Genomic DNA, 17,689 nt, shown 5'->3' on the forward strand with positions numbered 1-17,689 from the left:
GCGATGGCCCGACGCCCCCGCGTGCTCACGATGATCATGGCCGGCGGCAAGGGCGAGCGCCTGCACCCGCTGACGCGCGACCGCTCCAAGCCGGCGGTGCCGTTCGGCGGACGGCACCGGATCGTCGACTTCGTCCTGTCCAACTTCGTGAACTCGGAGCTGCTCTCGCTCTACATCCTCGTGCAGTACAAGTCGCAGTCGCTCATCGAGCACGTGCGCCTGGCCTGGCGGACGACCGGTATCGTCCCCGACTACTTCGTCACGGTGGTGCCGCCGCAGATGCGCACGGGCCCCGCCTGGTACCGGGGCACCGCCGACGCCGTGCTGCAGAACCTGAATCTCATCGACGACTTCAACCCCGACATCGTCGCGATCTTCGGCTCCGACCATATTTACCGGATGGACGTGAACCAGCTGCTCGGCTTCCACCGGGAGGCGGGCGCCGAGGTCACCGTGGCCGCCCGGCCGGTGCCCCTGGCCGACGCACCGCAGGTCGGCGTGCTCACGGTGGATGCGAGCGCGCGGGTCGTCGACTTCCACGAGAAGCCGGCCCACCCGACCCCGATGCCCGGCGACCCGCAGCGCGTCCTGGCTTCGATGGGCAATTACCTCTTCAACCGCTCCGTTCTGGCCGAGGCGCTCCTGGCCGACGCGCGGCGCAGCACCGACCACGACTTCGGCCGCTCGATCATCCCCGAGCTGGTCCCGACCCGACGCGTCTTCGCCTACGACTTCCAGCTCAACGAGGTGCCGGGCGTCAAGCCCTACGAGGAGCCGGGCTACTGGCGCGACGTGGGCACGATCGACGCGTACTGGCAGGCCCACATGGACCTGCTGGGCGAGGCGCCGCGCTTCGACATCGACAACCGCGACTGGCCCATCCGCACCGGGCAGTACCCCGGTCCGCCGGCACGCTTCATCGGCGGTGACGTCGACAACACCCAGATCGCCGAGGGCTCGTTGATCAAGCGGGCCACCATCCGCAACTCGATCCTGGGCCGCAGCGTGTGGGTCAACGAGGGCGCGGTGATCGAAGACTCGATCATCATGGACCACACCACGGTGGGCAAGGGCGCGCGCCTCCGGCGCGCCATCGTCGACCGCTTCAACATCGTCCCGGCCGATGCCGAGATCGGCCTCGATCCGGCCGCCGACCGGCGACGCTACCACGTCGATCCGGGCTCGGGCCTGGTGGTGGTGCCGCGGGGTGGGCGGCGCGAGTTCCTCACGTCCCTGGAAGAGCTCTGATGGCCGGCCGCTTCATCGCCATCCACGGCCACTTCTATCAGCCGCCGCGCGAGAACCCGTGGCTGGAGGCCGTCGAGGTGCAGGATGGAGCGGCGCCCTACCACGACTGGAACGAGCGGGTGACGGCGGAGTGCTACGCGCCGAACACCGCCGCCCGCCGCGTCGGTCAGGACAACCGGATCCTCGACATCGTCAACAACTTCGAGAAGATCTCCTTCAACGTGGGCCCCACCCTCATCGCCTGGCTCGAGCGCCACGTGCCGGACGTCCACGCCAGAATTCTGGAGGCCGACCGGCTGAGCGCGCAGGCCCACGGCGGGCACGGCAACGCGATCGCCCAGGTCTACAACCACATGATCCTGCCCCTGGCCATCCGGCGCGACAAGATCACGCAGGTGCTGTGGGGGTGCCGGGACTTCGAGAAGCGCTTCGGGCGTGAGCCCGAGGGCATGTGGCTGCCCGAGACGGCCGTGGACAACGAGTCTCTGGAGATCCTGGCCGAGGCAGGACTGAAGTTCACCATCCTGGCCCCGCACCAGGCCTGGCGCATCCGCAAGATCGGGACCGAGGCCTGGGAAGAGGTCAACGAGCGCATCGACCCCAGCCGACCCTATCTCTGGCGCGGCCCCCGCGGCCGGACCCTCGCGCTCTTCTTCTACGACGGCCCCATCTCCCGGGCCATCGCCTTCGGGGACGCGCTCGATCGCGGCGAACATCTGGTCGCCCGCCTGAAGGCGGGCTTCAGCGAGGAGCGCGCCTGGACCCAGGTCGTCCACTGCGCGACCGACGGCGAGTCCTACGGCCACCACAAGAAATTCGGCGACATGGCGCTGGCCGCGGCCATCAAGCAGATCGAGGTGGAGGGCTTCGCGACGCTCAGCAACTACGGCCTGTTCCTGGCCGCCCAACCGCCGACCCACGAGGTCGAGATCCACGAGCGCACGTCGTGGAGCTGTGCCCACGGCGTGGAGCGGTGGCGGGCCGATTGTGGCTGCCGGATCCGCGGCGATTGGCACCAGCGCTGGCGGGGCCCGCTGCGGGAGGCCCTGGACTGGCTCCGCGAGCAGATCGACGCGTTCTACGAGGCGCGGGCCTCGGCGTACCTCAAGGACCCCTGGGCGGCGCGCGACGCCTACATCGAGGTGATCCTGGACCGCAGCCCGGAGCAGCTCGGCGCCTGGCTGGCCCGCCAGCAACGCACCCCGCTGGAGGCGGCCGCGCAGGTGGAGACGCGCCGGCTCCTCGAGATGGAGCGCAACCGCCTGCTCATGTACACGTCGTGCGGGTGGTTCTTCGACGAGCTCTCGGGGCTCGAGCCCACCCAGATCCTCAAGTACGCGGCCATGGCGCTGCAGTACCTGCGCGACCTGGGCGGCGGCCAGCTGGAGGCGGAGTTCATCCGCCGGCTGGAGGCGGCGCCCAGCAACGTGGCGCTCTTCCGTGACGGCGGCGACGTCTACCGCAAGCTGATCCGTCCCGCGGTCGTCGATCTGCGCCGGGTGGTGGCCCACTACGCCATCAGCGGACTCTTCGACGAGTATCCCGACGACGCGGTGATCTACGCCTGGCGGGTGCAGCGGCTCGACGACGAGCGCGAGTCGTACAACGGCACCGTGCTCCGCATCGGGCGCGTGCGGGTGGCCTCGCAGATCACCGGCGAGTCCCGCGACATCATATACGCCGTGCTGCACTTCGGCGGTCACGACTTCTCCTGCGGTATCCGGAGCTACGAGGGCCCGGAGAGCTACGACGCGATGAAGACGGATCTCCTGCGGCGCTACGCCCAGCGCAGCCTGGCCGACATGGTGCGCGGGCTCGACGAGTACTTCTATCAGGAAATCTTCGCGCTCACCCACCTCTTCATCGAGCAGCGCCGGCGGGTGCTGGCCAGCGTGACCCAGGCCGTCCTGGACAAGTACGAGCAGACGTACCACCGGGTCTGGGAGGAGAGCCGCAAGCTGGTGCGTTACTTGAGAGAGGCCGACGCGCCCATCCCCGAAGTGTTCCGGATCACCGCCAAGCACGTGTTCGAGGAGCAGATCATCGCGGAGCTGGGCCGCGCCGCCGAGGCCGGCGCGCTGCCCGAGCGTGTCTTCGAGCTCGCCGACGAGGCGCGGGCGCTGGGCCTCGGCCTCGACCTGGCGCCCGGCCGTTGGGCGATGAACCGGGCGATCGGGTGGGCGCTGGACGCCGTGGGCGAGCATCCGACGGCCGATCGCGTGGCCGGGGCCGTGGCCCTCGTCCAGGGCGCCAAGCGCCTGGGCGTCAACTTCGGGCTCTGGCGCACGCAGAACCAGTTCTTCGCGCTGTGGCGCGATCACCCGGAGGCGCGCCAGACGCTCCGGCCCCTGGCCGACGCGCTCGGCTTCGCGCTGCCGGCGGAGGCGGCGTGACGGCAGCCGGGCCCCGCGTGCCGCTGGCGACCTACCGCCTGCAGCTCGGCCGGGAGCTCACCTTCGACGACGCCGCGCGGGTCCTCGACTACCTGGCGGCCCTCGGCATCTCCGATTGCTACACGTCGCCCTTCTTCGAGACCAGCTCGGAGGGCTCGCACGGCTACGACGTGTCCGACCACAACCGCATCCGCGCCGAGCTGGGGGGCGAGGCGGCGTTCGCGCGGTTCGTCGAGGCGCGGCGGCGGCAGGGCCTGGGGCTGCTCATCGACGTCGTGCCCAACCACATGGGCATCGCCAAGAACCGCAACGCCTGGTGGCTGGACGTCCTCGAGAACGGGCCGGGCTCCGGCTACGCGCACGTCTTCGACATCGACTGGGCTCCGGTCAAGCGGGAGCTGGCGGGCAAGGTCCTGCTCCCCATCCTGGGAGACCAGTACGGCATCGTGCTCGAGCGCGGCGAGCTGCGGCTCGAGCTGGGCCAGGGCGTCGTCGCCATCCGCTACTACGACACGCTGCTGCCGCTCGCGCCGCGCTCCTACGCCCGGATCCTGAGTCACCGGCTCGACGAGCTGCAGGCGGCGCTGGGACCCGAGCATCCCGCCCTGCGCGAGCTGAAGGCCCTGGCCGCGTGGTTCGTGACCCTGCCGCCTCCGGCCGTGGGTGATCGTGAGCGGCGCGAGACGATCCGGGCCCACAAGGAGGCCGGGGGGGTACGCCTGGCCGCGCTGCTCGAGCGCTCCCGCGAGGTGCGCGAGTTCCTGGAGGACAACGTCCGCCGGTTCAACGGTACGCCGGACGATCCGCAATCGTTCGATCTGCTCGACGACCTGCTGGACGACCAGGCCTATCGGCTCGCGTTCTGGCGGGTGGCGGGCGAGGAAATCAACTACCGACGCTTCTTCGACATCAACGAGCTGGCGGCCATCCGTGTCGAGGACCCCGACGTCTTCGCCGAGACGCACCGGCTGACCTTCCGGCTGGTGAGCGAGGGGTGCGTGACCGGCCTGCGCATCGACCACCCCGATGGTCTCTACGCGCCCGCCGAGTACTTCCGGCGGCTGCAGCGCGAGTGCGCCCGCGCCCGCGGCGTGGCCGCGAGCGACCGGCCCGGCTTCTACGTCGTCGCCGAGAAGATCCTGGGGCCGGGGGAGCCGCTGCCCCGGACGTGGGCCGTGGCCGGCACCACCGGCTACGAGTTCATCAATCTCCTCAACGGGATCTTCGTCGACCGCAGCCAGGCCCGGGCCATGGAGCACGTCTATGCGCGGCTCATCAAGGAGCGCCCGCCCTTCACGGAGGTCGTCTACGAGTCGAAGCGGCTGATCATGCACACGTCGATGGCCTCGGAGCTGAACATGCTCGCGCATCGGCTCAACCTGATTTCCGAGAAGCACCGCTCCTCCCGCGACTTCACGCTGCTGAGCCTGGCCCGGGCGCTGGCCGAGATCATCGCCAACTTCCCCGTCTACCGCACGTACGTGGGCGAGGACGAGGGCGGGCCGCACGAGCGGGACCGGGAGTACATCGCCCGGGCGGTGGCCCACGCCAAGCGCCGGACGCCGACGATGAGTGCCTCGATCTACGACTGGATCCAGGACATCCTCACCCTCAAGTACCCGCCCTGGGCCGGCGAGGACGATCGCCGCGAGCGGCTCGATTTCGCCATGCGCTTCCAGCAGATCACGGCACCGGTGACCGCCAAGGGCTACGAGGACACCGCCCTCTACCGCTTCAACCGGCTGGTGTCGCTCAACGAGGTCGGCGGCGACCCCTCCCGCTTCGGCACGCCGCTGGCCGAGTTCCACGCGGCCATGGCCGAGCGGCAGCGCACCTTCCCGCACGGCCTCAGCGCCACCTCCACGCACGACACCAAGCGCGGAGAGGACGTCCGTGCCCGCATCAACGTCCTCAGCGAGATTCCCGGCGAGTGGCGCCGGCGGGTCGGCCTCTGGCAGAAGCTGAACCGCAAGCACCGGGCGATCGTCGATGCGCGGCCGACGCCGGGGGCCAACACGGAGTACCTGATCTACCAGACGCTGGTCGGCGCCTGGCCGGTGACTGTGGAGCGCCTGCGCACGTACATGCTGAAGGCCATCCACGAGGCCAAGTCCCACACGAGCTGGATCAACCCCGACCCCCGCTACGACGAGGCCATCGCCCGCTTCGTCGAGGCCATCCTGGATCCCGCCCGCTCCGCCCGCTTCCTCGACGACTTCACCGCCTTCCAGGCCCGGGTGGCCCACTTCGGCGCGTTCAACGCGCTGGCCCAGACGCTCGTCAAGATCACGGCGCCGGGCGTCCCCGACTTCTACCAGGGCACCGAGCTGTGGGAGCTGAGCCTGGTCGACCCCGACAACCGGCGGCCGGTGGACTGGGCGCTCCGCCGGCGCATGCTCCAGGAGCTGGCGGCGGCGGTGGAGGCGGCGCCGGACCGGGCCGCGCTCGCCCAGGAGCTCGTCAAGAACAAAGAGGACGGGCGCATCAAGCTCTACGTGATCCGCCAGGCGCTGGCCTGCCGCCGCGCCCACGCGGCGCTGTTCCGGGAGGGCGACTACCGGCCGCTGGAGACCGAGGGGCCCCTCGCCGACCACGTCTGCGCGTTCGCACGGCTCTCGGGAGACACCGCGGCCCTCACCGTGGTGCCCCGCCTGCTCGCGCGCCGCGCCGTCGAGGAGCCGCCGCTCGGGCGCGAGTACTGGGGCCACGAGACGCGCCTGCGCGTTCCCCCCGAAGCGGGCTCCCGGTTCGTCAACCCGCTCACCGGCGAGGGGGTCGCCGCCGAGGAGGGGGTGCTCAGCCTCGGCCGCGTGTTCGCAAGCTTCCCGGTAGCCCTGCTAGTGCGCGAAGATGGGAGTGGGATGGCGGCGTGAGGACGCGGACGGCCAGGAATCCCTTCGGCTTCATCGGCTGCGTCGAGCTGCGCCAGGCGCTCGACAAGCATGCCCTGGACGAGCGCGAGCTGATGGACCGTCTGGAGGAGGTTCCGGCCGGCTCGGTCTTCTACCACACGCACGGCTACTTCCTGCGCCATCGGCCGCTCACCACCGCCTACGGCAACGACTTCGCGCGGTGGACGGCCGTGGAGGTGCGCGACCAGGCGCTGGCCGAGCGCCTCGCCGTCGTGGATCCGTTCGGGTTCCCTGATCTGGAATTGCTCCGGGAGGAGCTGGTGACGATCATCCACGATCACCTGCGACAGCTCAACACGGTGCCGCGGGCGGAGCTGGCCGGGGCGTTCCATTTCCAGCAGTCGCACATCGTGCAGGTCGAGCTGGGCCCGCTGGCCACGAACCTGGCCGAGTTCCGGGACGGCCTGGCCGCGGTGGACGCGAGCGCCATCTACTTCCACATGGTCGAGGCGCGGACCCGGCTCGGTCGCCCCTCGGGCGACTTCGCCGAGTGGCTGCGCACCTCGCTCGAGCTGCCGGCTCTGGCCGACCGCATCGAGCGCATCGACACCTACATGACGAGCCTCGAGCGCGTGCGCGCGCGCGTGCTGAGCCTCGTGGACCAGGCCCTAGAAGAGGAAGTGGCGTGACCCGGATCGACGACTACCGTCAGGTGGCGCCGCCCGGCGTCGTCGACATCATCCTGAAGCTCGCCGAGCGCGTGCGGGGGCGACGGTTCCTCCACGTGAGCGGCGGCCGGTTCGGTGGGGGCCCTGCCGAGATCCTGCGCGCGGCGGTGCCGATCCTGTGCGACATGGGCATCGACACGCGCTGGGAGATCACGGGGGGCGATCCCGGCTTCTACACGACGACGCGGGCGCTGCAGGCGGCCCTGGAGGGCGCCGAGCGCGTGCTGGCCGACGAGGCGCTCGCCCATTACGTCGAGATGAACCGGGTGAACGCCAAGAAGCTGTCGTTCGAGGCCGACCTTGTCGTCGTCCATGACGTCCAGCCGGCCACGCTCGTCGCCCAGCGGACCGACGGACGCTGGGTGTGGCGCTGCCACTTCGACTGCTCCCGCGCGCAGCGCCGGGCGTGGTCCTTCTTCCGGCAGTTCGTCTCCCAGTACGACGCCACCGTCTTTTCGCTGCCGGAATTCGCCCGGCGCCTGGGGGTGCCGCAGTACGTCATCTACCCGTCCATCGATCCCCTGTCCGAGAAGAACCGCGAGCTGACCCCCCGCGAGGTGGCGACGATCCTCGGGTCCCTGCGCCTGGCCCAGGACAAGCCGCTGCTCGTGCAGATCGGTCCCTTCACGCGCGCCCAGGACCCGCTGGGGGTCGTCAACGCGTGCCGGCTCGTCAAGAAGCATTATGATATCCGGCTGGTCCTGGCCGGCACCGCGGGAGACGATCGCGAGAGCCTGGAGGTCCTGGCCGAGCTCCGGGAGGCGGCCCACCATGATCCCGACATCGTCGTGCTGGAGCTGCCCCCCGACGCGCACCTCCAGATCAACGCGCTCCAGCGCGGCGCCACCATCGTGCTGCAGAAGTCGGTGCGCGAGGGCTTCGGGCTCGGCGCCGCCGAGGCGATGTGGAAGGGCAAGCCCGTCGTGGGTGGGTTCGGGGGCGGGCTCGCCCAGCAGATCATCTCCGACGTGACCGGCTACACGGTGCACTCCGTGGAGGGCGCGGCGTTTCGCCTCCGCCACCTCCTCAACAACCCCGAGCTGATCGCCCGGATGGGGACGGCCGGGCGGGAGCACGTCCGCCGCACGTTCCTCGTCACCCGCCACATCACGGACTACCTGGCGCTCCTGATCCATCTCGCCGGATGACCGACGTCTCCCCGGCCCGTGACCTGCCCCCGGAGCTCCAGGAACAGGTCGAGCGCCTGCGCTCCGCGGAGATCGCCGTGGCCCTGCTCACCTACAACAATGCGGCCACGGCCCCGGCGGTGGCCGAGGTGGCACGGGCCGGGCTGGAGAAGCACTTTCCGGGCGTCCCGGCGGCGCTCATCAACGCCGACGCCGGATCGTCGGACGGCACACCGGAGTTGCTGGCCGCCGGCGCGCTTCCGGTCGTCCTGGCCCGTCACGACGCGCCGATGACCGAGCGCGCCACGGTGCCCTTCCACGGCGTCCCCGGGCGGGGCGGGGCGTTGCGCCTCGCGTTCGGCATCGCCCAGCGCCTGGGCGTCCGCGCGCTGGTCGTGCTGGAGGCGGAGGTCACCTCGATGACCGACGCGTGGATCGCCCGCCTGGTGGGCCCCGTCTGGGAGGAGAAGGCCGATCTCGTGGCGCCGACGTACGCGCGCCACCGTTACGACGGCACCATCACGAATCTCCTGCTAGCGCCGCTGATCCGGGCCCTCTACGGCCGCCGCCTGCGCCAGCCGCTGCCGGGCTCGCAGGCGCTCTCGGCGCGCCTGCTCGAGCACCTGCTCCTCCATCCGCGGTGGACCTGGCCCGGGCGCGACGTCACGGATCTCTGGATCGTCGGCACGGCGATTGCTGACGGCTTCGCGGTGTGGGAGGCGTGGCTCGGCCGGCGCCGCGTGGAATCGCGCACCCGCACGACCGATTTGCCCACGATGGTCGCCCAGACGCTGGGGGCCGTTTTCACCGTGATGGACCGCCACCAGGACCTCTGGCTCGAAGTGCGCGGTAGCGAACCGCTGCCGGCCCTGGGAGATCCGGTACTGCCCTCCACCGAGCCGATGGCGGTGGACGTCGAGCGCATGATCGGAGCGTTCCGGCAAGGGCTGAGCGACCTGGGGCCCATCTGGGAGGACATCCTCGGCCCCGAGACGCTGGCCGACGTGCTGGCGCTGGACGTGACCGACGTCGCGCGCTTTCGGTTTCCTGACGACCTCTGGGCGCGGGTGGTCTACGACTTCGCGCTCGGCCACCACTACGGCGTCGTGCACCGCGACCATCTGCTGCGCTCGCTGGTGCCGCTCTATCTGGGCCGCACCGCCGCCTTCGTCATCGCCACCCAGAGACGCGACGCCGCGGGCACCGAGGCCATGCTGGAGGCCGTGGGCGCCGCCTTCGAGCGCCTGAAGCCGTATCTCGTCGCGAGGTGGCGCTAGTGCTCCCTTCCGGACCCTGGCGCACGGTCGTCATCGAGAACGTCGCGCCCGCCGTGGACGGTGGCCGTTATCCGGCCAAGCGGGAGGTCGGCGCCGTCGTCGAAGTATCGGCGGACATCTTCAAGGAGGGCCACGACGTGCTGGTGGCCTTCGTCAGGTATCGCCTCGCCGGCGAAGGCGCGTGGCGCGAAAGCCCGATGCACTTCGTGGACAACGACCGTTGGGCGGGACGGTTCACGCTGGAGGCGATCGGACGCTGGGTCTTCACCATCGAGGCGCTGGCCGACCCGTTCCGCTCGTGGCTGGCGGACCTGGACAAGCGCGTGGAGGCCGGCCAGGACGTCGGCAGCGAGCTCGTGGAGGGCGCGGGGCTCGTGCGCGCGGCCGCCGGGCGCGCCTTGGGTCGGGAGGCCGAGGCCCTGGAGGCGTATGCCGGGCGCCTCGCGCTGCGTCCCGCCCAGGCCGAGGCCGTGGCCGCCGCCCGCGAGGAGCGCCTGGGCGCGCTGATGCACGCCCACCTGGATCGCCGCGAGTCGACCTGGGCCGAGCGCGAGTTCGAGATCGTCGCCGACCGCGAGCGCGCTCGCTTCGCCGCCTGGTACGAGTTCTTCCCCCGCTCGGGCCCGCCGGGACGCCACGCCACCTTCAAGGACGCCGAGGCCCAGCTGGAGCGCGCGGCCGCCGCGGGATTCGACGTGGTCTATCTGCCGCCCATCCATCCGATCGGCCGCACCCACCGCAAGGGCCGCAACAACTCGCTGGTGGCCCGCCCCGACGACCCGGGCAGCCCCTGGGCCATCGGCAGCGAGGAGGGCGGCCACATGGCCGTCCATCCCGAGCTGGGTACGCTCGACGACTTCGACCGCTTCGTCGAGCGGGCGCGGGCCCTGGGGCTGGAGGTCGCGCTGGACTTCGCCATCCAGTGCTCGCCCGATCATCCCTACGTGCGGCAGCACCCGGAGTGGTTCTTCCACCGGCCGGATGGCACCATCAAGTATGCCGAGAATCCGCCCAAGAAGTACCAGGACATCTACCCGCTGAACTTCCACGGCCGGGACCCGCGTCCGCTCTGGCAGGAGATGCGGCGCATCCTCGAGTTCTGGATCGGCCACGGCGTGCGGAGCTTCCGCGTGGACAACCCGCACACCAAGCCGGTCAAGTTCTGGGAGTGGCTGATCCGGAGCGTCCAGGATGAGCATCCGGACGTCATCCTCCTCGCCGAGGCGTTCACGCGGCCCAAGATGATGAAGGTCCTGGCCAAGGCGGGCTTCACGCAGTCGTACACCTATTTCACCTGGCGGAACGAGAAGCAGGAGCTGATCGATTACCTCACCGAGATCACCCAGCCCCCCGTCGCCGAGTACTTCCGCGGCCACCTCTGGCCCAACACCCCCGACATCCTGCACGCCACGCTGCAGAAGGGGGGGCGCCCCGCTTTCAGGATGCGCCTGGTGCTGGCGGCGACGCTCTCGTCGCTCTACGGCATCTACTCGGGCTACGAGCTGTGCGAGAACCAGCCGTTCGCGGAGGGCTCCGAGGAGTACCTGAATTCGGAGAAGTACGAGCTCAAGTCGCGCGACTGGGACGCCCCCGGCAACATCGTCGACCTCGTCACCAAGGTCAACTGGATCCGGCGGGACCACCGCGCGCTGCAGCTCTACACCAACCTCCGCTTCTATCCCTCCGACGACCCGCACATCCTCTTCTACGGCAAGATGACCCCCGAGCGCGGCGACGTCGTCTTCGTCGCCGTCAACCTCGATCCGTTCGCCACCCACTCCGCCTTGGTGGAGCTGCCGCTGGGGGAGCTCGGCATCCCCGAAGACCGGCCCTATCGTTTACACGAGCTGATCACCGACACCTGGCAGGAGTGGCGCGGCCGGGGCGGCCGGGTGACGCTGGACCCCCAGCACGAACCCGCCGCCATCTTCGTCCCGCAGCGCTGACGGCGAGCGCCTAGCCCTCCAGGATCTTCTTCAACGTCCGCAGATCGCGCTCGACCAGCCCGACGTCCTCGGCGTACTTCTCGTCCGACATCCCGGGCATCTGGAAGACGGTGAAGAGGATCTCGCTCCCCGAGGCGTTAGGCACCACTCGCATCGGAACGAGCATTTCCGCCCCGGCCGCCGGGCTCACGTAGTGGTCGAGGACGCCGAGCTCGTTCCGTCCGACGAATCGGATCCTCATGGGACCGTCCGGCGTCTCCACGACCCACTGGCCCTCCGATCTCCTCACCGACCGAGACAAGCCCGTCGCCCACCGCGGCAGGTTCTCGGGGTTCGAGACGAAGCCATACACGTGCCCGGGCGGACGGTCGATGGAAACACTCAGCGTCCTGGATCTCAGAACAGGCGCCATTCAGGCTCGCCCCCTCTTCGGCTTCGTGGGGGTGGTGACGGTGTTCTGGACCGCGCGGATCAGCCAGTCGCCGTCTTGCACCATGACCATGCCGATGATCCCCTTGAAGTCCTTGACGATCTCTCCCGACGGAAGCGTGAAACCGGTCATCTCCCACGTCGCATGCACGATCGCGGTGTCGGGTCGGCGCCCTTCTCACGGTGGGCCATGTCAGTGCACGATGAAGTCCCGAATCACCGCCAGGGCACGCTCCGGCGCATCGGCGACCACCCCATGACCGCACCTAGGGAACCTCTCGAAGCGCACCAGATGTGCCGGAAGAGCGGCAGCGATCTCCATCTGACATTCGATCGGGGTCATGGGGTCCTCTTCTCCGCCGAGCACGAGTGTCGAGCACTGCACGCGCTGAAGCGCAGGGAACAGGTTAAACGTGCGGCCCTCGCCGCCCGGCCGGGTGAACCAGTGGGTGACCTCGGGATGGCGGATCGCGCGGCGCACCACGTCCGGATCCCGTGGGGTCCGCGTGTAGAGAGGGAAGGCCATGCGGATCCAGGCCTCGAGCGTAGCCTCGTCCGTGTGCCCGTCGAGCAGGCGGTGGCGGGCGAGCGCCCCGACCTCGGGTCCACCCAAGCGTTCAAACAGCGCGACTTTCTGCTCCAGATGTGTTCCGCCCGCTGCCTCGGTGCTCACCAGGAGCAACTTGGCGGGGTGTTCAGGATGGCGCGTGGCGTACGCCAGGGCGACCATGCCGCCAAACGACGCGCCCAAGATGATCGGGCGCGCGATCCCGAGCACCTCACAGAACGCGTGCACATCGTCGCCCCACTGAGCCAACGTCCACGTCTCGCGGGGTCCTGCGTCGCTGCGCCCATTCCCGCGATGGTCAAGGAAAACGACTTGCGCAATATCCGTTAGTTGTGAGAACTGCGGCTTGTACAGCGAATGGTCCATGCCGGGGCCGCCGTGGAGCAGGATGAGCGTTGGCTTCTCCCTCATCATCGGACCGTCGGGGACGAGGCTGGCGCCTTCGACGTCAAAGAAGAGTCGTACGCCATTGACGAGCACCCGCATATCACTTCCTCCCTGACTCTCTACAGCACCTCCCTGAGGCTGCCGAACGCTCAGGCTGAGCGGCCGGCGCTGCCGGTCCGCTCCAGCCTGCTGTTCGGCGGCCCACGGATTCAGCCCCAGTTTTCTGTCTCGAGCCCTACGACACGCCTGAAGTGCTGGGTATTGTTCGTGACGAACGTCAACCCCAACGACAGGGCATGAGCAGCCATGAGGGTGTCGAACGTCCCGATCGGCTCGCCGCGCCGAGCCAGTGCGGCCGCGACCGTGGCGAAGCGACCGGCAGCGGATTGATCGAAGGAGACAACCTCAACGGACTCCACGAAGGTACTGATCAGACGGTGAAGTTTCCGGTGAGCGTCTTGCCTCGGCGCCGAAGCGCAGTTCCGCGAGGGTGATCGAGCTGATACAGAGATCCGACGGGCGGTGTTCGAGCAGACGTGCCGCGACCCGTCCTTGGCCACGGAGGGCAAAGCTCACCGTGTCCGTGTCGAGCATGTACCGTGGCATCAGGCAAACGGATCACGCAGATCCCGGACGCGCTGCTGCTTCGGGCGGGGAATCTTCCCAGGCCAGGCACCCAGGCAAGCCCGGAACTTGTCCGGCCACTCATCCGCCGCCTCGAGGATGACGCGACGGCCTTGACGACGCACCAAAACGTCGCCCTGAGCAGTGAACCGGCACTCCTTTGGGAGGCGGACCGCCTGACTGCCGCCATTCTGGAACAGTTTCGCGCGAGCGGGTTTCATGGTGTCAGTCTAGACTCGTGTCTATACGGGGTCAAGCTGCGAGCGCCGGCTCTTGTCCGTCGAACTAATTTAGATGTATACGGAACTGGATAACCAGGGTGACGCGGCGCGCCCGGACAGCGTAGCACGGTCGCCGTCCCTGGATGAGGCGCGGCCAAACACTTCAGCGACGTGGACTTTGTCGGCACCGCATTTGACGACCTCGAGATGTCGTACGAGATCAGCCTTGACCGCGCCGGGAAGCATCGTCACGCGATCTCTGTCGCCTTTGCCGCCGCGCACGATGATCTGATTGGAGGCGAAGGGTGTTCACAAGGTGTCGCCGAACAGATACCCTCAAGGCGCTGGCGCCGCCAGGTACGCCCTACGAGCAGGCTGTAGAATCTTATACTGAGGCCATGAGCAACGACTGGTACAAGGACGCGATCTTCTACGAGGTGCACGTCAAGGCGTTCCAGGACTCCGACGGCAACGGGATCGGCGACTTCGCCGGCCTCACCGAGCGTCTCGACTATCTCAAGGATCTGGGCGTCGACTGTCTGTGGATCCTGCCCATGTACCCGTCCCCGCTCCGCGACGACGGCTACGACATCGCCGACTTCCAGGGCATCCATCCCGGCTACGGGACCCTGGAGGAGGTCCAGAAGTTCCTCGACGCCGCCCACGCCCGCGGCCTCCGCGTCATCGCCGACCTCGTGATGAATCACACCTCCGACCAGCACCCCTGGTTCCAGGCCTCGCGCTTGGACCCTACCGGGCCCTACGCCGACTACTACGTGTGGAGCCCGACCGACCGGCGGTATCTGGACGCCCGCGTCATCTTCGTCGACACGGAGAAGTCGAACTGGGCGTGGGATCCGGTGCGCAAGGCGTACTACTGGCATCGGTTCTTCAGCCACCAGCCGGACCTCAACTACGAGCATCCGGCCGTCCGCGCGGAGATGCTGAACGTCATGCGCTTCTGGCTCGACCGCGGCTTGGACGGCTTCCGCTGCGACGCGGTGCCCTACCTGATCGAGCGCGAGGGAACCAGCTGCGAGAATCTCCCGGAGACGCATGAAATCTTGAAACAGTTCCGGCGCGTCATCGACCAGGACTACGGGGGCGACCGTGTGCTGCTGGCCGAAGCCAACCAGTGGCCGGAGGACGTGCGCCCGTACTTCGGCGACGGCGACGAGTTCCACATGGCGTTCCACTTCCCGCTCATGCCGCGCCTGTACATGGCCATCCGGCGCGAGGAGCGGCTGCCGATCCTCGACATCTTCACCCACACCCCGCCCATCCCGCCCGCCTGCCAGTGGTGCCTCTTTCTGAGAAATCACGACGAGCTCACGCTGGAGATGGTGACCAGCGAGGAGCGCGACTACATGTACTACGCCTACGCGCAGGATCCCCAGATGAAGCTGAACCTCGGCATCCGCCGCCGCCTGGCCTCGCTCATGGACAACGACCGGCGGCGGGTGGAGCTGCTGAACTGTCTGCTCTTCACGCTCCCGGGCAGCCCCGTCATCTATTACGGCGACGAGATCGGGATGGGCGACAACTTCTATCTGGGCGACCGCAACGGCGTGCGGACGCCGATGCAGTGGTCCCGCGACCGCAACGCCGGCTTCTCCACCGCGGAGGAGAGCCAGCTCTACCTGCCGGTGATCACCGATCCGGTCTACGGCTACCAGGCGGTGAACGTGGAGGCCCAGCTCAAGACGCCCTCCTCGCTGCTGAACACGATGAAGCGGCTAATCGCCGCCCGCAAGCGCTGCCGCGCCTTCGGGCGGGGGACGACGGAGTTTCTCCGTCCTCTCAACCAGTGCGTGCTGGCCTTCTATCGCGAGCACGACGACGACACGATCCTGGTGGTCGCCAACCTCTCGGAGCGCTCGCAGCCGGTGCTGCTCGACCTGGCCCGCCACCGCGGCGCCGTGCCGGTGGAGCTGCTGGGAGAGACGCGCTTTCCGCCCATCGGCGAGCAGCCCTACTTCCTCTCGCTGGCGCCGCACGGCTTCTACTGGTTCCGGCTGGAGCGCCGCGAGCGCCGCCCGCTCCGCTATGGCATCGAAGATACCGCCATCTGACGTCCTGGCCGCCTGGCTGGCCCGCCAGCGCTGGTTCGCCGCCAAGACGCGCCGGATCGAGGCGATCGTGATCGAGGACGCGGTACCGCTGGCCGGAGCGGTGATCGCCATCGCCCACGTGACGCTCGACGACGGCGGGACCGACCGCTACGCGGTCCCCCTCGGCGCCCCCTCGGCGGGTGGCGACGTCGCCGACGCGCTCGACGACCCGCGCTTCTGTCTCGCGCTCCTCGACCTCATCGCCCGCGGCGCCTCCCGCACCGGCCAGTGGGGTGAGGTCCGCGGAGGCCCGACGTCCGCCTTCCCTCGCGGCCTGGCGCCGGACCTCCCGGTGCGCCGCCTGGGCGGTGAGCAGAGCAACACGTCCGTCGTCTTCGGGGACGCAGTCATCGTGAAGCACTTCCGGCGTCTCGCCGAGGGGATCAACCCGGAGGCGGAGATGACGCGGTTTCTCACCGAGCGCGCGCGCTTCGCCCAGACGCCCCGGCTCTTCGGCCAGCTCGACTACCGGCGCGACGGCGCCACGACGACCCTCGCCGTCGCCCAGGAACTGGTGGCCGGCGCCCGCGACGGATGGCAGTGGATGCTGGCGGCGCTGGGAGACTTTTACGATCGCGCGCGCCGCGCGTCCGGCCCGCCCGACGCGGCGCAGGTACGGGCACTCGCCGGCGCGTCGCTGGGGGCGCTCGACCGGCTCGGCGCGGTGACGGCCGGGCTCCACCGGGCGCTGGCGTCGGACCCGCACGATGCCGATTTCGCGCCCGAGCCCATCGCGCCCGGCGATCTCGCCGCCTGGAGCCGGGACGTCGGCGCCCGGCTGGAGGCCGCGCGCGCCGCCCTCGGCCGCGAGGGCCTCGTCGCAGACCTCGACGTGCGGGACGCCCTCGACGGCCTGCGGGGCAGCCAGAAGATCCGCCACCACGGCGATCTCCACCTGGGCCAGACGCTCTACCGCGACGGCGACTTCGCGATCATCGACTTCGAGGGCGAGCCGATCCGCCCGCTGGCCGAGCGCCGGCGGAAGCACACGCCCCTGCGCGATGTCGCCGGCTTGCTGCGCTCCATCGATTACGCCGCCCAGGCGTCACGCCCGGCCGGGCTGGAAGCGTGGGTGAGGGCGTGGCAGGCGGAGGCGGCGCGCGCGCTCCGGGCCGCCTACCGCGCCGGCGCCCGCGGCGCTCCGTTCACCCCGGAGAGGGACGAGGCCTTCGCGCGCGCGGTGGCGGTCTTCGAGCTGGAAAAGGCCGCCTACGAGATCGTGTACGAGGCCAACCACCGCCCCGACTGGGTGGAGATCCCGACGCGCGGGCTGTTCAGCGCCGCGGCGCGCCTTCGCCCTTCGCCGGCGGCTGGGGCGGCGTGAAGAGCATCGACTGCACCTGCCACCCCTCCTGGTCGAAGGACACGATCAGCCCGCTCTCGTAGAAAAAGGACTTGGGCTGCCCGGCCGCCGACACGCGTGTGGGCTCGCCCCAGCCCTCCAGCACCGTGGGGCGGGTGAAGACGCCCGGTTTCGGCTCGAGCGTGAGCGAGCGGACGAGTGCGGGTCGATAGCCGGCGGGCGTCAGGAGCCCGAAATCCACGACGAGCCGCCGGATGCCCGCCGGCGCCTGGGGGCCTTCGTACGCCCACTGCGCGGTGTCGTAGCCGTCGACCTTCTGCGCGGTCGTCCGCGTGGGTCCGCCGTACTGCGCGCGCACCGTGTCCATGGTGCTCTGGCCGGGGTTGATCGTCCCCCACTCGGCGGCGACGGTCTCGCCGGACAGCGCGAGCAGGGCCAGGGCGATCAGGACCGGCAGCCTCCGCCACCCGCGCAT

General features: G+C 69.6%; 13 protein-coding genes and 1 pseudogene. 9 read left to right on the plus strand and 5 right to left on the minus strand.

What is annotated here, in order from left to right; translation table 11 throughout:
* Positions 1 to 3 precede the first annotated feature (3 nt).
* Genes glgC through VGV13_08390 form a run of 7 tightly spaced genes read left to right on the plus strand, consistent with a single transcriptional unit; the run spans position 4 to position 11,571 of the window.
* Positions 4 to 1,248, plus strand: coding sequence for a glucose-1-phosphate adenylyltransferase (glgC, locus tag VGV13_08360; GenBank protein ID HEV8641095.1), 1,245 nt, complete (start codon positions 4 to 6; stop codon positions 1,246 to 1,248).
* Entirely contained in the window at positions 1,248 to 3,641 is a 2,394-nt protein-coding gene (locus VGV13_08365) for a DUF3536 domain-containing protein (GenBank protein HEV8641096.1), read from the plus strand. The genes glgC and VGV13_08365 overlap by 1 nt, the downstream gene beginning before the upstream one ends.
* Entirely contained in the window at positions 3,638 to 6,514 is a 2,877-nt protein-coding gene (treY, locus tag VGV13_08370; GenBank protein ID HEV8641097.1) for a malto-oligosyltrehalose synthase, read from the plus strand. The genes VGV13_08365 and treY overlap by 4 nt, the downstream gene beginning before the upstream one ends.
* Positions 6,511 to 7,182 carry a DUF5752 family protein gene (locus VGV13_08375; protein HEV8641098.1) on the plus strand — a complete coding sequence of 224 codons (672 nt, stop codon included), beginning with the start codon at positions 6,511 to 6,513 and terminating at the stop codon, positions 7,180 to 7,182. The genes treY and VGV13_08375 overlap by 4 nt, the downstream gene beginning before the upstream one ends.
* Positions 7,179 to 8,369, plus strand: coding sequence for a glycosyltransferase (locus tag VGV13_08380; GenBank protein ID HEV8641099.1), 1,191 nt, complete (start codon positions 7,179 to 7,181; stop codon positions 8,367 to 8,369). Before VGV13_08375 ends, VGV13_08380 begins: the two co-directional genes overlap by 4 nt.
* On the plus strand, positions 8,366 to 9,625 hold the full coding sequence (locus tag VGV13_08385; protein HEV8641100.1) for a glycosyl transferase family 2: 1,260 nt from the start codon (positions 8,366 to 8,368) through the stop codon (positions 9,623 to 9,625). The genes VGV13_08380 and VGV13_08385 overlap by 4 nt, the downstream gene beginning before the upstream one ends.
* Entirely contained in the window at positions 9,625 to 11,571 is a 1,947-nt protein-coding gene (locus tag VGV13_08390) for an alpha-1,4-glucan--maltose-1-phosphate maltosyltransferase (GenBank protein HEV8641101.1), read from the plus strand. The genes VGV13_08385 and VGV13_08390 overlap by 1 nt, the downstream gene beginning before the upstream one ends.
* Positions 11,572 to 11,581: 10 nt before the next feature.
* Here VGV13_08390 and VGV13_08395 read toward each other — a convergent pair whose 3' ends face one another.
* The 4 genes and pseudogenes from VGV13_08395 to VGV13_08410 all read right to left on the minus strand — a co-directional run bounded on the left by VGV13_08395 (position 11,582) and on the right by VGV13_08410 (position 13,800).
* Positions 11,582 to 11,983, minus strand: a complete 402-nt coding sequence (locus VGV13_08395) for an SRPBCC family protein (GenBank protein HEV8641102.1) — start codon at positions 11,981 to 11,983, stop codon at positions 11,582 to 11,584.
* Entirely contained in the window at positions 11,984 to 12,133 is a 150-nt protein-coding gene (locus VGV13_08400; protein HEV8641103.1) for a hypothetical protein, read from the minus strand.
* 60 nt (positions 12,134 to 12,193) lie between these two features.
* The gene (locus tag VGV13_08405) at positions 12,194 to 13,054 is read right to left on the minus strand and encodes an alpha/beta hydrolase (GenBank protein HEV8641104.1); all 861 of its coding nucleotides are present in this window, start codon (positions 13,052 to 13,054) and stop codon (positions 12,194 to 12,196) included.
* Positions 13,055 to 13,671: 617 nt separating this feature from the next.
* A pseudogene (locus tag VGV13_08410) lies at positions 13,672 to 13,800 on the minus strand (AbrB family transcriptional regulator).
* 398 nt (positions 13,801 to 14,198) lie between these two features.
* On the opposite strand from VGV13_08410, the gene treS reads away from it, so the two are divergent.
* Both treS and VGV13_08420 read left to right on the plus strand, forming a co-directional pair.
* Positions 14,199 to 15,872 carry a maltose alpha-D-glucosyltransferase gene (treS, locus tag VGV13_08415; GenBank protein HEV8641105.1) on the plus strand — a complete coding sequence of 558 codons (1,674 nt, stop codon included), beginning with the start codon at positions 14,199 to 14,201 and terminating at the stop codon, positions 15,870 to 15,872.
* A complete protein-coding gene (locus tag VGV13_08420) occupies positions 15,847 to 17,235 on the plus strand; it encodes a hypothetical protein (GenBank protein ID HEV8641106.1) in 1,389 nt (462 codons plus the stop codon). Before treS ends, VGV13_08420 begins: the two co-directional genes overlap by 26 nt.
* On the opposite strand, the gene VGV13_08425 is transcribed toward VGV13_08420, so the two are convergent.
* Positions 17,186 to 17,689 (minus strand): hypothetical protein, encoded by a 504-nt coding sequence (locus VGV13_08425; protein HEV8641107.1) that lies wholly within the window; start codon positions 17,687 to 17,689, stop codon positions 17,186 to 17,188. The two genes, VGV13_08420 and VGV13_08425, sit on opposite strands and share 50 nt — an antisense overlap.

It is taken from the genome of Candidatus Methylomirabilota bacterium, from assembly GCA_036001065.1.
Taxonomy (GTDB): Bacteria; Methylomirabilota; Methylomirabilia; order Rokubacteriales; family CSP1-6; genus MNEF01.